At 34.2% G+C, this 17,567-nt stretch carries 21 protein-coding genes; 14 read left to right on the forward strand and 7 right to left on the reverse strand.

Features of this window, described 5'->3' with window-relative positions; genetic code table 11:
• The first annotated feature begins 9 nt into the window (after positions 1–9).
• The 4 genes from MHH42_RS09785 to MHH42_RS09800 all read left to right on the forward strand — a co-directional run bounded on the left by MHH42_RS09785 (position 10) and on the right by MHH42_RS09800 (position 3,671).
• On the forward strand, positions 10–993 hold the full coding sequence (locus MHH42_RS09785; protein WP_340893261.1) for a DUF6005 family protein: 984 nt from the start codon (positions 10–12) through the stop codon (positions 991–993).
• 37 nt (positions 994–1,030) lie between these two features.
• The gene (locus tag MHH42_RS09790) at positions 1,031–1,873 is read left to right on the forward strand and encodes a sugar phosphate isomerase/epimerase family protein (RefSeq protein WP_000877704.1); all 843 of its coding nucleotides are present in this window, start codon (positions 1,031–1,033) and stop codon (positions 1,871–1,873) included.
• Positions 1,874–1,998: 125 nt separating this feature from the next.
• Positions 1,999–2,205, forward strand: a complete 207-nt coding sequence (locus tag MHH42_RS09795; protein WP_000113546.1) for an alpha/beta-type small acid-soluble spore protein — start codon at positions 1,999–2,001, stop codon at positions 2,203–2,205.
• Between the two features lie 236 nt (positions 2,206–2,441).
• Positions 2,442–3,671 (forward strand): MFS transporter, encoded by a 1,230-nt coding sequence (locus tag MHH42_RS09800; protein ID WP_043322897.1) that lies wholly within the window; start codon positions 2,442–2,444, stop codon positions 3,669–3,671.
• Positions 3,672–3,719: 48 nt separating this feature from the next.
• On the opposite strand, the gene MHH42_RS09805 is transcribed toward MHH42_RS09800, so the two are convergent.
• Positions 3,720–4,337 carry a LysE/ArgO family amino acid transporter gene (locus MHH42_RS09805; RefSeq protein WP_001287314.1) on the reverse strand — a complete coding sequence of 206 codons (618 nt, stop codon included), beginning with the start codon at positions 4,335–4,337 and terminating at the stop codon, positions 3,720–3,722.
• Between the two features lie 119 nt (positions 4,338–4,456).
• Between MHH42_RS09805 and MHH42_RS09810 the strand changes: the two genes are divergently transcribed.
• Both MHH42_RS09810 and MHH42_RS09815 read left to right on the forward strand, forming a co-directional pair.
• On the forward strand, positions 4,457–5,902 hold the full coding sequence (locus MHH42_RS09810; RefSeq protein ID WP_106080521.1) for an aminotransferase-like domain-containing protein: 1,446 nt from the start codon (positions 4,457–4,459) through the stop codon (positions 5,900–5,902).
• Positions 5,903–5,914: 12 nt separating this feature from the next.
• The gene (locus MHH42_RS09815; RefSeq protein WP_000816372.1) at positions 5,915–6,082 is read left to right on the forward strand and encodes a DUF3933 family protein; all 168 of its coding nucleotides are present in this window, start codon (positions 5,915–5,917) and stop codon (positions 6,080–6,082) included.
• Positions 6,083–6,187: 105 nt separating this feature from the next.
• On the opposite strand, the gene MHH42_RS09820 is transcribed toward MHH42_RS09815, so the two are convergent.
• A complete protein-coding gene (locus MHH42_RS09820) occupies positions 6,188–7,153 on the reverse strand; it encodes a patatin-like phospholipase family protein (RefSeq protein WP_070173044.1) in 966 nt (321 codons plus the stop codon).
• A gap of 81 nt (positions 7,154–7,234) precedes the next feature.
• Positions 7,235–7,381 (reverse strand): YjcZ family sporulation protein, encoded by a 147-nt coding sequence (locus MHH42_RS09825; protein ID WP_070173045.1) that lies wholly within the window; start codon positions 7,379–7,381, stop codon positions 7,235–7,237.
• 224 nt (positions 7,382–7,605) lie between these two features.
• Here MHH42_RS09825 and MHH42_RS09830 point away from each other — a divergent pair, with 224 nt between their 5' ends.
• The 4 genes from MHH42_RS09830 to MHH42_RS09845 all read left to right on the forward strand — a co-directional run bounded on the left by MHH42_RS09830 (position 7,606) and on the right by MHH42_RS09845 (position 10,559).
• Positions 7,606–8,358: a YwqG family protein gene (locus MHH42_RS09830; RefSeq protein ID WP_000368922.1), complete on the forward strand. Its 753-nt coding sequence runs from the start codon at positions 7,606–7,608 to the stop codon at positions 8,356–8,358.
• 150 nt (positions 8,359–8,508) lie between these two features.
• The gene (locus MHH42_RS09835) at positions 8,509–9,669 is read left to right on the forward strand and encodes a transglutaminase domain-containing protein (RefSeq protein WP_000520819.1); all 1,161 of its coding nucleotides are present in this window, start codon (positions 8,509–8,511) and stop codon (positions 9,667–9,669) included.
• Positions 9,670–9,770: 101 nt separating this feature from the next.
• Positions 9,771–9,968, forward strand: coding sequence for a DUF4083 domain-containing protein (locus MHH42_RS09840; protein WP_000362875.1), 198 nt, complete (start codon positions 9,771–9,773; stop codon positions 9,966–9,968).
• Positions 9,969–10,097: 129 nt separating this feature from the next.
• Positions 10,098–10,559, forward strand: coding sequence for an NUDIX hydrolase (locus tag MHH42_RS09845; RefSeq protein WP_000796418.1), 462 nt, complete (start codon positions 10,098–10,100; stop codon positions 10,557–10,559).
• Positions 10,560–10,601: 42 nt separating this feature from the next.
• Here the strand turns inward: MHH42_RS09845 and nadE are convergent, their stop codons facing one another.
• Positions 10,602–11,420 carry an ammonia-dependent NAD(+) synthetase gene (gene nadE / locus MHH42_RS09850; RefSeq protein WP_000174898.1) on the reverse strand — a complete coding sequence of 273 codons (819 nt, stop codon included), beginning with the start codon at positions 11,418–11,420 and terminating at the stop codon, positions 10,602–10,604.
• Between the two features lie 273 nt (positions 11,421–11,693).
• Here nadE and MHH42_RS09855 point away from each other — a divergent pair, with 273 nt between their 5' ends.
• The 3 genes from MHH42_RS09855 to MHH42_RS09865 all read left to right on the forward strand — a co-directional run bounded on the left by MHH42_RS09855 (position 11,694) and on the right by MHH42_RS09865 (position 15,187).
• Positions 11,694–13,574 (forward strand): FtsX-like permease family protein, encoded by a 1,881-nt coding sequence (locus tag MHH42_RS09855; RefSeq protein WP_070173046.1) that lies wholly within the window; start codon positions 11,694–11,696, stop codon positions 13,572–13,574.
• A gap of 114 nt (positions 13,575–13,688) precedes the next feature.
• Positions 13,689–13,976, forward strand: a complete 288-nt coding sequence (locus tag MHH42_RS09860; RefSeq protein WP_000648323.1) for an AbrB/MazE/SpoVT family DNA-binding domain-containing protein — start codon at positions 13,689–13,691, stop codon at positions 13,974–13,976.
• A 260-nt stretch (positions 13,977–14,236) separates the two neighbouring features.
• Positions 14,237–15,187, forward strand: coding sequence for a serine protease (locus MHH42_RS09865; RefSeq protein WP_070173047.1), 951 nt, complete (start codon positions 14,237–14,239; stop codon positions 15,185–15,187).
• Between the two features lie 40 nt (positions 15,188–15,227).
• Here MHH42_RS09865 and MHH42_RS09870 read toward each other — a convergent pair whose 3' ends face one another.
• Entirely contained in the window at positions 15,228–15,536 is a 309-nt protein-coding gene (locus tag MHH42_RS09870) for an ArsR/SmtB family transcription factor (RefSeq protein ID WP_016108220.1), read from the reverse strand.
• A 108-nt stretch (positions 15,537–15,644) separates the two neighbouring features.
• Between MHH42_RS09870 and MHH42_RS09875 the strand changes: the two genes are divergently transcribed.
• Positions 15,645–16,580: an aldo/keto reductase gene (locus tag MHH42_RS09875; RefSeq protein WP_016108221.1), complete on the forward strand. Its 936-nt coding sequence runs from the start codon at positions 15,645–15,647 to the stop codon at positions 16,578–16,580.
• 246 nt (positions 16,581–16,826) lie between these two features.
• Here MHH42_RS09875 and MHH42_RS09880 read toward each other — a convergent pair whose 3' ends face one another.
• A complete protein-coding gene (locus MHH42_RS09880) occupies positions 16,827–17,051 on the reverse strand; it encodes a hypothetical protein (protein ID WP_000162608.1) in 225 nt (74 codons plus the stop codon).
• Between the two features lie 84 nt (positions 17,052–17,135).
• Positions 17,136–17,483, reverse strand: coding sequence for a DUF4257 domain-containing protein (locus MHH42_RS09885; RefSeq protein WP_000426317.1), 348 nt, complete (start codon positions 17,481–17,483; stop codon positions 17,136–17,138).
• Positions 17,484–17,567 lie beyond the last annotated feature (84 nt).

Below are 17,567 nucleotides of genomic sequence, written 5' to 3' on the forward strand. Positions count from 1 at the left end.
GATGAGAGTATGACTTCAATTAAAGTGCACTGTTTAGTGAGCTGTTTTTGTGAAATTATAAAAAGACGCGGTGATATAGATTTTCGTCCATTTTATTTTGGACTATGGGATGGAGACTTTGATATAACAGAAGGCGGAATTATTTCGTATCACTCCGAAAACATTAACCATGATAATTATTTACTTTGGTATGAAAAACTGTATGGTATTAAAGTGAACGAATGGTATGATCATGCAAAAGATAAAGATGGAAATGTAGAAACATTTTTAGAATTAGTAGAAAATAAGCCGGAAAATCGTTATGTAATTGTAATGGTGGATATGTCTTTATTACCAGAGAGGGAAAATAAGTTTCACCAAAAACCATTTCCGCATTATTTAATGATATCGAAGACAGAGAAAGAAGAAGAATGGTTCATGTTAGATCCTGATTTTCGTTGGGAAGGGAATATGGAAAGAGAAAAAGTGATTCACTCTGTTCAAGATAATCCATTTGGTGGTGGTTATTTCATTGATGTAGAGGCGATTCAGGAGCCGACGCAAGAAATGGTAGCTAATTATTTCACTGAGACATTCAAAAAGTATGATAATGAACTGACTATGGAATTAAAAAATTTAATTATAAAAATGGCAAATGAGGAAGAGGGGTATTCGCTCTCTAAGCTTGTAGCAGCAGTAAAACAAATACCAGTACTTGCAATTCGTAAATATAGTTATGAACATGCCTTTGCATACTTCCGTGAAACATTACAATACTCGGAAGAGGAGTTTGATTATTGGTGTGATCGGGTAGAGGATATTGTACAAGGATTTACAAATGTACAGTATCGTGCAATTAAAATGGCAATGACGAATAATAAGGGTATGCTCGTATCGATTATTGAAAAACTGGATGAAATGAATGCAATTGAACTGCAAATTAAGAAGGAATTAGAGAGACAGTTTCTATCATGGAAAGGTATGAAAACAAATCAGTCTGTCGTAACTCTTTAAAAAGCTAACTGAATTTAAGATAGGGGAGTTTAAAGTTATGAAATATTCGCTATGTACCATTTCATTTCGTCATCAATTAATTTCATTTACTGATATTGTTCAATTTGCATATGAAAACGGTTTTGAAGGAATTGAATTGTGGGGAACTCATGCACAAAATTTGTATGTGCAAGAGCGTGAAACGACAGAACGAGAGTTGAATTTTTTAAAGGATAAAAACTTAGAAATTACGATGATAAGTGATTATTTAGACATATCATTATCGGCAGATTTTGAAAAAACGATGGGGAAATGTGAACAACTCGTAATGTTAGCAAATTGGTTTAATACGAATAAAATTCGTACGTTTGCCGGACAAAAAGGGAGTGTAGACTTCTCGAAACAAGAGAGACAAGAGTATGTAAAGCGAATTCACAAGATTTGTGATTTATTTGCTCAGCATGATATGTATGTACTTTTAGAAACACATCCAAATACGTTAACGGACACGTTGCCGTCTACTTTGGAATTATTAGAAGAAGTAGACCATCCGAATCTGAAAATAAACCTTGATTTTCTTCATATATGGGAGTCTGGTGCAGATCCAATAGACAGTTTTCATCGACTAAGACCGTGGATACAACATTACCATTTTAAGAATATATCGTCAGCGGATTATTTACATGTATTTGAACCTAATAATGTATATGCCGCAGCGGGAAGTCGTATTGGTATGGTTCCATTATTTGAAGGTATTGTAAATTATGATGATATCATTCGGGAAGTGCGAGATACGGACTATTTTGCTTCGCTAGAATGGTTTGGACACAACGCGAAAGATATATTAAAAGAAGAAATGAAAGTATTAACAGATAGAAGATTAGAGGTAGTAACTTCGTAATATAAAATGATAAAAGAGTCTCTATTTAGAGTCTCTTTTTTTATAGTTAAAAATAACCAAAAATTACCATGTATTTAAATTCGAATTTGGCACAATTTATATATATATCAAGGAGGTGATTGGTAATGGCTAGAAATCGTAATTCTAATCAATTAGCATCACATGGAGCACAAGCGGCTCTAGATCAAATGAAATATGAAATTGCACAAGAGTTTGGTGTACAACTTGGAGCTGAAACTTCTTCACGTGCAAACGGTTCTGTAGGTGGTGAAATCACGAAACGCCTTGTAGCGATGGCAGAACAACAACTTGGTGGCGGATATACTCGCTAAATGTAGAAGGTTATAGGAGAAAGGAAGGATTCTTCCTTTCTTTTTTTTTCAATTAATTGGTATGGATATATAGCGAACTGGATTCAAACAATAGGAATAATACTATATTTTACCCAATTTCTTTCGTTATGAATGGGAAGTAGTAAAGATGTAATAGCCCTGGTGGAATGAAAAATTATGTTCCACCAGGGCTATTATATGGTAAGAAATATATGATGAAAGGTTCCGAAGTCAACATGTTAAAAAAAGAAAACTGTTGTTTAATTGCGCTTGCATCAGTTCCACTTGTTATGACATTAGGGAATTCAATGCTCATTCCAATACTGCCGACTATCGAAAAGAAATTACATATTTCATCGTTTCAAGTATCCATGATTATTACAATTTACTCCATAGTTGCAATTTTACTTATACCGATTGCTGGTTATTTATCAGATAGATGGGGACGGAAGATGGTAATGGTTCCGAGTTTACTGATTGCGGCTATCGGAGGAGCGGTAACTGGTTGGGTATCATGGAAAGTTGATAATCCCTACGTTTGGATACTTATCGGTAGAGCGATTCAAGGTATTGGTGCTGCTGGTGCAATGCCAGTTGTTATACCGTGTGTTGGTGATTTATACAAAGATGAAAAACAGGTTAGCGCAGGTTTAGGAATCATTGAGACATCAAATACATTTGGAAAAGTGCTCAGCCCTATTTTAGGATCTGCTCTAGCTGCCATTGTATGGTTCTTACCATTTTGGGCGATTCCAGTTTTATGTGTAGTATCGATTGTTTTATTACTGGTACTAGTAAAAGCAAAAAAACAAGAAGGAGAAGTACCACCATTAAAAGAGTTTATTCAAGCTATTATCTCTACGTTTCGAGAAAAGGGAAGATGGTTAATTGCCATTTTTGCACTAGGTGCAATTATAATGCTTATTTTATTCGGAATTCTCTTTTATTTGTCTACTATACTGGAGTCAAAGTATGACATTCATGGTATATGGAAAGGGTGTGTACTTGCTATTCCTTTGCTTGTATTATCGATTAGTTCATATATGGCTGGTAAAAAAATTGGAGATAATCAAAATGTTATGAAGAAGTGTATTTATATTGGCTTTTTACTGGCTGCGGCATCAGTCATAATCCCTTTATTTATAAAAGGGATCTATTTACTACTTCTATGTCTCGTTATTATGGGAGTAGGAATTGGTATGGCACTCCCATGTTTAGATGCCCTAATTACACAAGGGATTGAAAAGGAGCAGAGAGGCACGGTTACGTCATTTTATAGTTCGATGCGATTTATCGGTGTAGCAGCTGGACCACCCCTATATTCATTTTTTATGAAAGGGTCGGACCATGAAGTGTTTTATTTGACAAGTATTTTCGCTGTTATTGGTGCCGTTATAGCAATGATTTGGATTAAACCAGCAAAAGATGAAAAGGCAATAAAACAGAAGCCAGAACCGACTGCATAATTTGAAATAGGATTGCATGACCTATAATTAGCGTGCAATCCTATTAATTTAGTTAGGGAAAATAACTTGTTTTAACATATAAAGTGCGACTCCCCATATGACGAGGCCTGAAATTTTGTTTAATAATACGATTGCCTTTCCAGTTGAGTCTAGCCTCTTTAAAAACTTTCCAGCTAAAGCTAAGCTAATAAACCAAATCCAAGAAATGATAATCGTTGCAGATGTAAAAGCCCATTTTTCACTTCCTATATATTGAATAGAATTTGTCCCAATTACACCGATTGTATCTAAAATCGCATGTGGATTTAATAACGAAACCGATACAGCGAAAATAATTTGTTTTTTTAAAGGCATGCTTTTTTCTTGTTTTACATCTTTGGAAGGCTTACTTCTCCAAATAACGAAGCCCATATATATGAGAAAGATAAATCCAATCGTATATAATGTCGTCGTTAGCCAAGAAAAAGTAAGGAGTACAAGGGATACACCCTGTACTGCAATTAATATTAGTAACGTATCACATAGAGAAGCAGTTAATACTACAGGGGCTGCCCTCCAAATATTAGGTTGGCTCGCACCTTGGTTAAATACGAAAACATTTTGGACACCTAATGGAATGATAAGGCCAAATGCAAGGATGATACCGTGAATAATCGCTTCACTCATTATATTACCTCCTACTTTAATTCATTATGATAGTGTATATTGTATAGAAGAAATGAAAATTTGTATCCATCCATATGGTTGGGGAGGTCACCAACCAAAAAGAATGTAAGGTGATATGTATGATGGAAAGATTAGTTTGGAAGCCTGATATGTCTTTAGCGTCTCCTTTGTATAAACAAATAGAAACGTATATAAAAGAAAGAATCGTTAATGGAGAATGGACTGTTGGAACAAAGTTACCTTCACAAAGAGATTTGGCACATACATTTGGTGTGAATCGAAGTACAATTGTAATGGCTTTCGATGAACTAGCAGTAAAAGGGTACATTGAGGGAAATGGCCGAAAGGGAACGATTGTTGTAAATAATAATGAGAACACTTCAACATATGCTCCGCCTCCTAATTGGCAGTCTTATGTAGAAACAGGGCTTCATTATCCGAACCTTCCTGCTATTCAAGATATTAATCAAGCTGAATTTTATCCGCATGTAATTCGTTTAGGAACAGGTGAACTCGCGCCGAGTCTCTTACCTGAAAAAAAGATGAAACTAATAATGAATAAGCTGTTGCAATCAAACGTGCCACTTGGGTATGAAGAGCCGAAAGGAAATCTCTATTTAAGGGAGAAAATTGCGGGCTACTTAAAAGGGCATGGTGTATATGTATCTCCTGATTCTATTTTAATTGTTTCAGGAGCAATTCAAGCGTTGCAACTTATTTCTATGGGGCTTCTTCCGAAAGGGGCATCGATTTTACTAGAAAAACCATCCTATTTATATTCGCTTAATGTTTTTCAATCAGCAGGAATGCGTTTAATTGGAATACCAATGGATGAGAATGGATTAAATGCATCATATATTGCGAAATATAAGAAGCAATTTAACGCATCTATTTTATATACAATTCCGTCTTTTCATAATCCGACGAACTTTAGTATGAATGCAGAGAAGCGGAAAGAAGTAATGGAGATATGTAATGAAATTGGATTGCCTATTATAGAGGACGCAGTGTATCAAGACTTATGGTTTGATGAGCCTGTTTCAAAGCCTTTAAAAGCATATGATAAAAACGGAATTGTACTACATATCGGGAGTATGTCTAAAGTGATTAGTCCAGGTTTAAGAATTGGATGGATTGTTGGACCTGAATCAGTAATTCAAAGGTTGGCAGATATAAAAATGCAAACAGATTATGGTTCGAGTTCTATATCCCAGCAAATTGCAGCAGAATGGTTTACAAATGGATTATATGATGAACATTTACAGTTTGTAAGAAATGAATTGAAGAAACGTAGAGATTTTATGTTACATATGTTAGAGAAATATTGTCGTGAAATAGCAACATGGTATGAACCGACAGGTGGTTTTTATATTTGGTTACATATGAATGTACCCGTTTCGAATCGTAGCTTATTTGACAAAGCTTTACAAGAAAAGATTTTATTAAATCCAGGTACTTTGTATGATAGAAGTGCAAACCAATTTTTGCGACTATCGTATTCATATGCAACGTTAGAAGAAATTGAAATAGGTATAAAAAAACTTGCACAACTAATTAAAATGTAAAAGGAGAAAGTAATGAAACAATATGTAATTTGCCAAATTATCGATGGAGATAAATATTTAGCTGCTTATGCAGAGACGAAGCAGGACGCAGTCGAAAAAGCAGAACTGCTAGGATTAAGAACGGGAAATCGTTACATAGTAATTACCGCGGAAGAAGCGAAAGGGTTAACTTATCCGTAAGCAATGTGTGGGGTACGTAGTTGGTAAATAAGCCTAGTAATATATGAAATTACTAGGCTTATTTAATATTAAAGCGTCAAGAAATCCCGTATGAAAATAATAATATTATGAGTCAAGCTGACGGAAAAATCTATTGGTTTTGCGATCTTGATTTCCATTTCTATATTCATCAACATATTGTCTGAAGTTCCAAGATTGTAAAAACTTATTTGCGGAGTTATAACCAGAATTGTAAAGCCATTCTTTTTCCTCTTTCGTTAATTCAAAATTTGTACTTGTAATCGTCCCTGTAGGAATTGTAATTGTTCTTGCTTTTGATTCTTTATCTAAATGCCGTAAATCATGAGCTTGCATCATTGTTTTAAATAGTCCTTTGAACATGGAAATGGGCTCTTTATAATGGGCGGGATCAGCTTGAATTTCATCTTTTACAAAATGAAATCCAAAAGTTGGCCAGCGAGGTGAGGTAGGGGAGTCAAAAATCCAAATGGGATAATTGCTTAAAATCCCACCATCAACCATATAACAAGGTTGTTTCCATTTTGGTGTTCTCCATTTTACTGGTTCAAAGAAGAAAGGAATGGTACTACTCATTCTTACTGCCTTAGCAATCGAGAAGCGATAATTTAAAAATCCGTAGTTTGGCAAGTCATCGGGAAAGACAACCATTTTACCGTTGCTTATATCAGAAGCAATTATTTTAAGTTTGTTTAAATCAGGTAAATCTGTAAATAAGTGAACTCCTTTTTTTCGTAGTAATTCTTCAAGCCATTCTTCTATAAATACATTGGAATAAATACCTAGAGTAGACCATGCACTTATTCCTTTACCGATAAACGGGATTCTATCAAGGAAAGTTTTTTTCATAAATTTGTTATAATCAATATCAGTTATAATTGTTTTTAATTCTGAACAAGAATAGCCAGCAGCTAAAAGAGCTGCAATAATAGCACCAGCCGATGTTCCAGCTACACGCTCCCATTCATACCCTTTTTCAGCTAACGCGCAAATTGCCCCTACATGTGCAATTCCACGCACACCGCCTCCTTCAAAAACACCATCAATTTTCATTGCACATACTTCCTTTCTAAAAATGAAAATGTAAAAAAAGCACGTAATATACGTGCTTTTTTACAATAGTTTTTAAGTTTACTAGCAGCCTGCAAAGCCGCCCCAACAGCTAGCTCCGATGATGATTAGAAGGATAAATAAAACGATTAATAAAGCGAAACCGCCATAACCACATCCACCACAACTACCGCCGTAACCGTAACCGCCGCAACTATATCCGTAACCCATGTGGAATTCCTCCTTAAATTAAAAATGAAAATGAACGAAGGGAAAATGTACTGGAAGGAATAAAGAACTATCGTGTTTGTAGGAACAATGTATACTATGCTTTTTTAAACTTGTTCGCGTATGAGGGATAAGCCCGTTTTTTGGAAGGCTTGTTGATTTTGTGATAAATGGAGTATAATCTTTGTGCTATGATACAAATAAGTATAGAGATGTAAGGAGAATATATGGATAACAAAATTGAAGTGTTAATTGATAAATATGGACTGACACATTTAAAAGAGGAACTTATTAATACTGTATTTCCTTGTGTAAAAGTTGTGCCTGAGCAGCAAGAAACGGTTGCGATTGGTAGTTCAAAAATGGGGGGAGCTCCTGATTTACCGGATACATTTGAATATCCAATGTATAAAGGAAATCCGTTACATTTTATCGCGCAATTTAATCTAAATGATTTACAAAACGTTCGTATGAATCACAATCTACCTAAGGCAGGAATGTTATATTTCTTTAGCATTGAAAATTACTTTGAAGAAGATGTGAATCCAATGGAAGCTGGGCGCGTACTTTATTATGATGTTCCAGTAGAGCAATTACGAAGAGCGGATGAAACGCAAGCGAAATATAATCAATGCGCAATTACTTTTGAACTGACGTATAAATTACCAGAACTTTTCATTGAAGATGAGGCCGATTCAGATCGTTTCTTGCAATTACTTGAAGAACTAATCCCAGATAACTACGATAACCATCAAATGTTTGGTGAGCCATTCTCTGTACAAGAGGAAGTACTACATGAGACAGGAGAATATATGGGGATAGATCCACAGCAAATGACGCTTTTATTCCAAATCGATTCAGATCATAAAAATTGTAATATGGTTTGGGGAGAGTTAGGAATGCTATATTTCTGTATTGGTAATGAAGATTTGAAAAATCGACGTTTTGAAAATACATGCTGTGTGTTACAAACTTGTTAATAAAAAAGGTTGCTCTTTTTAAAAGAGTAACCTTTTTTATGTGAATTAATTAATATGCATAATCTCATATGACCTATTTTGAAAAGTATTGTATACTCTGAAACTATACGATACTTTTTCGTATAGTTATAGAATATAAGGAGTGACAAGATGGGAAAGACAAGTAAGTATATGACAGCTGCCGCACTTTGTTCAACGATTGTAATGGGAGGCTTACAATCGTCAACTGTATCTTATGCAGCTACGAATCCAACTGTAGTGACGACACAATCAGATGCAAAGTTATTAGATGATTTCAGAAAAGAACTAAAAAAACAGATTGATAATCGTGAAGAAAATATTACAATCACATATAAAACAAAAGATAGAGATGCTAGAAAGATTATGGACCAATTGTACGGCGAGTTTAATAAAATCGTAGATGCTGATGAGTATGTAAAATATAATGTAGCCTCTACTAGATATTCTATTAAAGGGATGCCAGGGAACTATTCGTTTACACTACAAGTGAAATACCGTGAATCAAAAGAGCAAACACAATATGTAAAATCTCAGGCGAAAGCAATTATAAGTTCAATTGTAAAGCCAGGAATGGATGCGCATGAAAAAGTAAAAGCTATTCATGATTATGTTGTGAAACATGTATCATACGACACTTCTTATCAAGCGTATACAGCATATGAAGCGTTAGCGAACCGTTCTGCTGTTTGCCAAGGGTATACATTATTAACATATGAATTACTAAAAGAAGCAGGTATTCAAAATCATATTGTAACTGGTACAGGAAATGGACAAGCTCATGCATGGAATTTAGTGAACATTGAAAACAAATGGTACCACCTTGATACTACATTCGATGATCCAGTACCAGATAAAGCTGGACGTGTAACATATTCATATTTTAATATGTCTGACGAACAATTAAGTAAAGACCACGACTGGGATCGTAGTAAATATCCAGCGGCAACTACAAGTTACTTTGGTGAGTTAACAAACAAAATAAAAGCTGGTAGTTCAAAAACCGTCGTATATGAGCAAATGTTAAAAGAAACAAATTTACAATACTTATCTGCACAATACGGAGCGGAAAATTATAATGAATTTAAGCAAAAGTTGCAGCAACAATTTGCTAGTAAACCAGAAAAGGTAGAAGTACGATATAAGCAGTCCATGGATGGAACAATGCAAGATATAAAGAAAGTATTAAATGAAATAAATTGGCCAAAAGGTGCAAAGCGTGTATCTTATCAAGTAGCACCATATAGTGCAATGGCAGGTTATTCATTAGCGACAATTACATTTACGTATTAAGTAATGAAGAAGAGCATCTGTAAAAGGTGCTCTTTTTATTATGTATCGTTTTAAAAAACAGAATTGTGTGATAAAATAAAAAGGAAGGATGTGGAATTTAAATGGATTTGTTCGAAAGTAATATATTTATATTGATATATACTTGTTTAGTAATCGGACTTATCGTTTTGTTTTTCCTATCATTTACTTTGTTTATTAGAAGATTATTGCAAAGTAGCGCTGCAAAAAAACAACATGTTATCAATATGAATCAGAAGCTAGATCGAATTATTGAATTGCTAGAAATAAATAAGAAATAAAGTGAAGGCTTTTACGAGTAGTTGATATCCCACCTAATTTCTTTGCTTCCGCTACATTTTGAGGTGGGGATCTTACTGCCTGGCAAATAGCGAGATAACGATGGAAGACGTATGAAAAGGGGAAAGGAAATGGCCGATTATATAAAAGAATTACGTGAAAAAGTAGGACATGATTATGTTTTCTTAAACTTTGCGGGTGGTTTTGTGTTTAATAAAGAGGGAGAAGTATTACTGCAAAAAAGAGGAGACTTTAATGCTTGGGGCTTTCCAGGTGGCGCAATGGAGATAGGAGAGTCGGCTGCGGAAACTGCGATTCGAGAAATAAAAGAAGAAACTGGGTATGATGTAGAAATACATGAGCTTATTGGAGTGTATACAAAATATTTTCAAACATATCCAAATGGAGATAAAGCACAGACAATTGTGATGTGCTTTTCATGCTCAATAGTTGGAGGGAATAAAAAAATAGACGGTGATGAAACGTTAGATTTAAAATTTTTCCCATTAGACAAAATGCCTCCGTTATTTTGTAAACAACATGAAGATTGCTTGCAAGATTTATTGGAGAAAAGAGTAGGGGTATATCGCTAACATATAAAAAAGAAGCTAAAAGATTAGCTTCTTTTTTATGTTCTATTTCCACCAATCATCAAACATTGACGCTGGTACTTGTCTTTTATGTTCACTCACTGTGTAACGCTTTTCGATTTTTTCTGCAACGTCAGCTGGAACTGATTTACCTTCTAAATAATCATCTAATTGATCGTAAGTAATGCCTAATTCTGTTTCATCAGCTTGACCTGGCTTTTCATCTAATAAATCAGCTGTGGGCATTTTTAAGTAAAGTCGCTCATCTGCACCTAACTCTTGTAATAAAGCACGTCCTTGGCGCTTCGTTAACCCCGTTAATGGTAATAAATCTGCACCACCATCTCCGAATTTTGTAAAGAATCCTGTTACAGCTTCTGCAGCATGATCTGTTCCGATAACAAGTAGACCTTTTTGTCCACCAATTGCATATTGTGTAACCATACGGATACGAGCTTTCACGTTACCTTTATTGAAATCAGTTAATGATTCACCTAATAAGTTCTCGTATTGATTTGAAAAAGCATCAACGGTTGAAGCGATATCAAATGCAGTTGATTGATCAGCTTGAATAAATTGTAATGCTAATTGTGCGTCATCTTCATCCTTTTGCACTTTGTAAGGAAGACGTACAGCGATAAACGTTGCATTACCACCTTCGTTACGAATTTCTTCAACTGCAAGCTGTGCTAAACGTCCTGCTAATGTAGAGTCTTGGCCGCCGCTAATTCCAAGTACAAATCCTTTCGCACCTGTTTTTTTTACATAATCTTTTAAGAAATCAACTCGTTTACGAATTTCTACTTTCGGATCAATTACAGGCTGAACATGTAATGCTTTCATAATCTGTTCTTGTAATGTCATTATGTTTTCCTCCTATTCATATTAAAGCGGTAAATAAAAAATTTTTATGTATATATTGGTACATACTTCTATCCTTTATTATTTCGCAAAACTAACGAATATACAATAGGATGTGTGTATGAATATGAATGTAGTCATTATAATGAAACTGTTTCGTTTAAGCAATTTTTTTACCTTTCAAAAATGTAAGGTTTTTGTCATTTGAATCGATGGAAGGTATTTCCCTACTTTACTACTATAAAAGCATAGTTAGTAGAAGGGCGGAGAAGTAATATGAACATTAGAGAACTCGCATATCGGAATGTAACGCGAAATAGACGGACATATTCAGCATATTTTTTGAGTAGTGCATTTGCAATTATGGCCTTTTTTGTATATTCGTTTTTTGCGTTTCATCCGGCATTAAGTGCAGGAGAATTAGGTCAGTATGTATTTGTAAGTATGTCGTTTGCACAGTCTATTATTTACGTATTTACATTCTTCTTTATTTTATATTCAATGGGAATGTTTTTAAAAACGAGAAAGCGTGAACTAGGAATTTTAATGATGCTTGGTATGACGAAATATCAATTAAAGCGTCTTATCTTCTTTGAAAATATTATGATTGGAATAGGGGCAATTATTTTCGGGATTCTTTCAGGTATGTTGTTTTCAGGAGTATTAATTTTTGTAGCCCCAATGATATTAAAACTAGATATTTCCTTATCCTATTACATTTCAATGAAAGCAGTTGTTGTAACGAGTATTATGTTTTTCATATTATTTATGATTATTTCATTATTTAGTGCCGGAATGGTTCGTAAAAATAATATTATGAAATTGTTTAGAGGATCAGCAGAGGCGAAGCCAGAACCGAAAGCATCGAGTATTTCTTCTATATTAGCGGTAGTATTGCTTAGTGCTGGTTATACAGGCGCTCTTATGTCACATGGTGCTATGGTATTTGTGATGATGATTCCGGTTACAACGGTAGTCATTATTGGTACGTATTTGCTGTACAAGCAGTTGAGTGTCTTTATTATTCGGCTATGTAAAAAAAGTAAACGTTTCTATTGGACACAGACAAATATTATTACGTTGTCAGATTTAGCGTACCGTATGAGAGATAACGCAAGAATGTTCTTTATTGTAACGATAATTTCAACTGTAGCATTTTCGGCAATAGGTACATTAGTTGGCTTTGCATCAATGACGAAAGGGATTATGGAGAGACCAATTGCGTTTCATTACCACTCTAAGCAAGGGAATAGTAATGAATCACAGCATCTGAAGATCATCGATGAGGGACTAAAAAAACATAATATAGCAGCTTCAAAAACTAATATCTCATCGAAGAAAACGGAGGAGCAGTCATTAAGAAGCGCCATTTTTATAAAAGAATCAGAGTATAAGGAATATGCAAAGTTAACAGGAGAACCATTTAATACTGTAGCAAATAAAGAGGTTTTATTTTTGTCGGCCGAAATACCAGGACCACCGATGAAAGAAAGAAAAGAAATTACTTTACCTAATATGAATGAACATTTAAAAGTGAAAAAAGTTACTTCGTCTTCATTGGGGAAAATATTAAGAGGAAATGTTTATGTAATCCCTAATAATCAATATGATTCATTACAAGGTGGATTTATAGAAACAAAAGATTATATGTATAAAACTGAAGGAATGAAAGATGAAATTGAGGTTGGTAAAGAACTTACGAGTCAGATGAAGCCTTATGAAGAACATGCAACGTTTAGTGCAGAAGAGTACGAACAAAACCAAAGTTTACAAATCGCAGGACCAATTTTATTTGTAGGTTTCTTTATTGGTATTGTATTTTTCGTATGTGCAGGAAGCTTCCTTTACTTCCGTTTATTTTCTGATTTGGAGGATGATACTCGGTTATTTGAAATGATTCGAAAAGTTGGCTTAACGAGTGGGGAATTATCGAAAGTAGTTACAATTCGATTGGCACTTTTATTCTTCGTTCCGATAGGTGTTGCAACATTACATGGGGCAGTAGCGTTAACTGCGTTAGGACAGATGTTTGAGTACTCACTGTTTAAAGAAAATACAATTGTATTAAGTATTTTCGTAGGAATTCAAGTTGTATACTTCTTAATAATACGATCTCGTTATTTAAAACAATTGAAAGAGAGATTACGTATTCGTTAACTGTGTTTTTTTAACTTGAGTACAAAATTTTCTAAAAAGATACAAGTATTGCCAAAAAGTGATAAAATGGAAAAAGCGAGGTGGAAAATTAATAGAGAGTAAGGGGGGAGTAATATGAAAGCAACAGGAGTTATTCGAAAAGTAGACGAATTAGGACGAATTGTTATTCCTAAAGAATTAAGAGATGTATTAGGTATACAAATTAAATCACCACTTGAAATTTTCGTAGATGAAGATAAAGTCATTTTACAAAAATATGAACCTTACAATGCTTGTCAAATAACAGGTGATGTTTCAGATCAGAACATATCATTAGCAAATGGAAACATTACTGTTAGTATAGATGGAGCGAAACATTTAATAAAAGAAATAGAGAAGTTTTTAAAAAAAAGTGAGATTTAGTTTTCATTTATAATATTTTAAAGATTATATATGATTCTTTAAAAAAACTATAAAAGGGCCATTTAATGGTCCTTTTATTTTTATACATTCGTTGAATGATTTGAACTGTTATTGCCTGCAAAGCACGGGATAAATGTTGGTAAGTTATATTGAGAAACATTTGAAATGAAGGAAAATAGAACAGTTAAAACGAATGTTAAATGTAAACCTATTCAATAGTGGTCTGAAATGAAAATAATATATTTTCAGGAGGGATTACGATGAACAGTAGTACAGCGAATAAACAAAAAGGTATACAATTGATTCCGTTTACCGTAAATAAGGTGGTTGAACAAGTAAATGAAATTCCACCAGGTGTACAACTGATTAACGCTCCACAAGTATGGGAGAAGAGTGCGAAAGGAAAAGATGTTGTCGTTGCCGTATTAGATACAGGTTGTGATATTAATCATATAGATTTAAAAGATCGTATTATTGGTGGGAGAAATTTCACGAAAGATTATGAAGGAGATCCGAACATTTACCTTGATAATAACGGCCATGGGACTCATGTAGCGGGGACGATTGCAGCGACTGAAAATGATGTCGGTGTTTTAGGAGTCGCACCTCTTGCTAAAATGCTAGTGTTAAAGGTTTTAGCGGGAGATGGTTCTGGAAGCTATGAGCAAATTATTGAGGCGATTCATTACGCTGTAAATTGGAGAGGACCTAATAAAGAAGAAGTCAGAGTTATTTCAATGTCACTTGGTGGTCCGCAAGACGTTCCGGAATTACATGAAGCTATTCAAAATGCAGTAAATCAAGATGTTCTCGTTGTATGTGCTGCAGGAAATGATGGAGATTGTGATGATAATACGGAGGAACTAGATTTCCCAGGTGCTTATGCTGAAGTAATTGAAGTTGGTGCTGTCAATTTAGAGCGGACAATCGCATGTTTTAGTAATTCAAATCAAGAAATTGATTTAGTAGCGCCAGGTGATGAAATATTATCTACGTATCCAGAGGGGAAATATGCTGTATTAAGTGGAACTTCAATGGCGACGCCGCATGTCGCTGGTGCATTAGCACTTCTCATTAAGCAGTGCGAAAGAGAATATGGCAGAAAGTTATCAGAGCCAGAAATTTACGCGCAACTTATTAAAAGAACTGTACCTTTAGGATATGAGCGTACATCTGAAGGGAATGGATTAATAGATCTATTAAAAGAATAACAAATACTAAAAAACATCTCATTTGTAAGTGAGATGTTTTTTAGTATGGCCCTGTCGCATGTAATACAACGTTTAATAAACCCGGGAATCTAGCATTTAAGTCATCTTCACGAATTGAAATGAAACGTTGTGTTCCTTCAAGACGTGTATACATGACACCTGATTCACGTAAAACTTTGAAATGGTGAGATAAAGTTGATTTTGCGATTGGAATGTTTAACGCACCACAAGATTGCTCATTTTTCTCTAGTAACATATTTACAATTTGTAAACGAATTTGGTCGCTAAGTGCATATAGGACAGAAGAAAATTGAATTTCTGCTCGATTTGGATGATAGAGTGTACGCATTTTTTCACCTACTTGTATAAGTTAACATATTTGCACTATAGCATATAAAGTGATATATTTCTATTGTTCAATTATATTCGAACAATAGAAATATAAGGGGGAGAAAAAATGAAGTATATAAAATTGCAAAAGGCTGGACTAAATATTTCAAAGTTGGGTTTAGGTACAAATGCAGTAGGGGGGCATAATTTATATGTTGATGTGGATGAGGGAGAAGGAAAACGATTAATAGAAGAAGCAATCCTGCAAGGAATTACATTTTTTGATACAGCGGATTCATACGGTTTTGGTAGATCGGAGGAATTGATAGGAGAGGTATTAAAAGAGAAACGCCACGAGTTTGTACTTGCTACAAAAGGTGGAATTCAGCCGTTATTAAATGGAGAAACTTATATTAACAATGAACCAAGTTATTTAAGAAATGCTGTGGAGAATAGCTTAAGAAGATTACAGACTGATTATATTGATTTATATTATTTACATTTTACAAATCCTGAAACATGTTACATAGATTCAATCGGAGAGCTTACTCGTTTAAAAGAAGAAGGGAAAATTCGTTCAATTGGAATATCGAATGTAAACATAGAACAATTAAAAGAAGCGAATCAACATGGTCATATTGATGTTGTACAATCGCCTTACAATATGTTAAATCGTACTGCCGAGGAAGAACTATTGCCGTATTGTATAAAAGAAGGTATTTCATTTATACCGTATGGGCCTCTAGCCTTTGGGATATTAGGTGGTAAATATACAGAAGATTTTGACTTGGATAAAGGGGATTGGCGTCAAAGTGTAAATCTATTTGAAGAAAATATATATAAAGGTAACTTTAAAAAAGTTGAAAAGTTAAAAGACGTAGCTAAAGAAAATAATATTGAATTGCCTCATTTAGCGTTAGCATGGTTATTAAATAAAGAAGGAATTGATACTGTTATACCTGGTGGAAAGCGGGCTGAGCAAATAAGAGAAAGTGTGAAAGCGGTGGATGTATCATTGAATGAAGGGGCAATGAAAGAAATCGAGTTAATATTAGAAGAGTAGTGAGGAAGGGGAAGATCGCATGCTAAGCTCCTTTTCTTTTATACTATATAAACAGCATATAGTATAAAAATAAAAAATCCCTATAAAGATAGGGATTTATATATCGGCATATAGTTCCTTGGAAAAGGATATACTTAGTTTAACATATAGGATTACTTATATTTGTGAAATAGATGTGAAAGTAATGTGAAAAATGCTTATGGTGAAAATCTTTGTAAATAAAAAGCACTGTTTTAGCTAATATAACTAAAACAGTGCTTTTCTCTTTGATTGAACAGTTGCTGCATTTTCATCATGTATGCCTGCATCTTTAATAATTCGTTGTTTTGCTTTATTTAGTAGATGGTTTACTTCTTCGCCAAAATAGTTAGCTTCGCTTTTTGTGCGGGCTTCTCGTAAACATTTATAGTTTTCTAGCAGTTCCTCTTTTTCGGTGTTTGTTAAGAAATCTTCTATTTTCTTTTTTGTCATACGAAACACCCTTTCTTCTGACAAACGACGCAATAGAAAATATATATTTTTCATTATAACAATAATTTTTAAAGAAAGTATAGACTAACGTCGTAATAATTTGTCAATTTCTTGAATCTTCTCATCAGCTTTTCCAATTTGCGTATTTTTAGCCTGCTCACCACCTAGAGCTTGGTGAAGTAAAAAGGTTTGACCGGAAATAGCAGTCACAATGGAGACTTTTATAATTTCCTTTATTGCGGTGACATCGAATAAAACGAGTCCAAGAAGTGCGGCTAGGCTACCAGTAAAAATATCAGTTAAAAATCCAAAATGAAAAAAAGTTTTCAAACGGCGTGGAAGCAATAACTTACCTTGGTTATTGATTAGATGGGAAACGAAGCCAGTAATGCCACCAACGAGAACTGCGGTTAGCCATTGATACATTTCCATCGAATCCACTCCTTTTAGTGAATAAGATTCGATTTTTTCATATTGATTCCTTTTCATATTTCATATAAGCATATTGAGAAAGTT

The sequence above is a fragment of the Bacillus sp. FSL L8-0099 genome, assembly GCF_038006385.1.
GTDB classification, from domain to species: Bacteria; Bacillota; Bacilli; order Bacillales; family Bacillaceae_G; genus Bacillus_A; species Bacillus_A toyonensis.

Bases quoted from the DNA above. Each gene is read 5' to 3' on its own strand.
- MHH42_RS09785 (WP_340893261.1), top strand. From the start codon at position 10: ATGACTTCAATTAAAGTGCACTGTTTAGTGAGCTGTTTTTGTGAAATT.
- MHH42_RS09790 (WP_000877704.1), top strand. From the start codon at position 1,031: ATGAAATATTCGCTATGTACCATTTCATTTCGTCATCAATTAATTTCA.
- MHH42_RS09795 (WP_000113546.1), top strand. From the start codon at position 1,999: ATGGCTAGAAATCGTAATTCTAATCAATTAGCATCACATGGAGCACAA.
- MHH42_RS09800 (WP_043322897.1), top strand. From the start codon at position 2,442: ATGTTAAAAAAAGAAAACTGTTGTTTAATTGCGCTTGCATCAGTTCCA.
- MHH42_RS09805 (WP_001287314.1), bottom strand. From the start codon at position 4,337: ATGAGTGAAGCGATTATTCACGGTATCATCCTTGCATTTGGCCTTATC.
- MHH42_RS09810 (WP_106080521.1), top strand. From the start codon at position 4,457: ATGATGGAAAGATTAGTTTGGAAGCCTGATATGTCTTTAGCGTCTCCT.
- MHH42_RS09815 (WP_000816372.1), top strand. From the start codon at position 5,915: ATGAAACAATATGTAATTTGCCAAATTATCGATGGAGATAAATATTTA.
- MHH42_RS09820 (WP_070173044.1), bottom strand. From the start codon at position 7,153: ATGAAAATTGATGGTGTTTTTGAAGGAGGCGGTGTGCGTGGAATTGCA.
- MHH42_RS09825 (WP_070173045.1), bottom strand. From the start codon at position 7,381: ATGGGTTACGGATATAGTTGCGGCGGTTACGGTTACGGCGGTAGTTGT.
- MHH42_RS09830 (WP_000368922.1), top strand. From the start codon at position 7,606: ATGGATAACAAAATTGAAGTGTTAATTGATAAATATGGACTGACACAT.
- MHH42_RS09835 (WP_000520819.1), top strand. From the start codon at position 8,509: ATGGGAAAGACAAGTAAGTATATGACAGCTGCCGCACTTTGTTCAACG.
- MHH42_RS09840 (WP_000362875.1), top strand. From the start codon at position 9,771: ATGGATTTGTTCGAAAGTAATATATTTATATTGATATATACTTGTTTA.
- MHH42_RS09845 (WP_000796418.1), top strand. From the start codon at position 10,098: ATGGCCGATTATATAAAAGAATTACGTGAAAAAGTAGGACATGATTAT.
- nadE (WP_000174898.1), bottom strand. From the start codon at position 11,420: ATGACATTACAAGAACAGATTATGAAAGCATTACATGTTCAGCCTGTA.
- MHH42_RS09855 (WP_070173046.1), top strand. From the start codon at position 11,694: ATGAACATTAGAGAACTCGCATATCGGAATGTAACGCGAAATAGACGG.
- MHH42_RS09860 (WP_000648323.1), top strand. From the start codon at position 13,689: ATGAAAGCAACAGGAGTTATTCGAAAAGTAGACGAATTAGGACGAATT.
- MHH42_RS09865 (WP_070173047.1), top strand. From the start codon at position 14,237: ATGAACAGTAGTACAGCGAATAAACAAAAAGGTATACAATTGATTCCG.
- MHH42_RS09870 (WP_016108220.1), bottom strand. From the start codon at position 15,536: ATGCGTACACTCTATCATCCAAATCGAGCAGAAATTCAATTTTCTTCT.
- MHH42_RS09875 (WP_016108221.1), top strand. From the start codon at position 15,645: ATGAAGTATATAAAATTGCAAAAGGCTGGACTAAATATTTCAAAGTTG.
- MHH42_RS09880 (WP_000162608.1), bottom strand. From the start codon at position 17,051: ATGACAAAAAAGAAAATAGAAGATTTCTTAACAAACACCGAAAAAGAG.
- MHH42_RS09885 (WP_000426317.1), bottom strand. From the start codon at position 17,483: ATGGAAATGTATCAATGGCTAACCGCAGTTCTCGTTGGTGGCATTACT.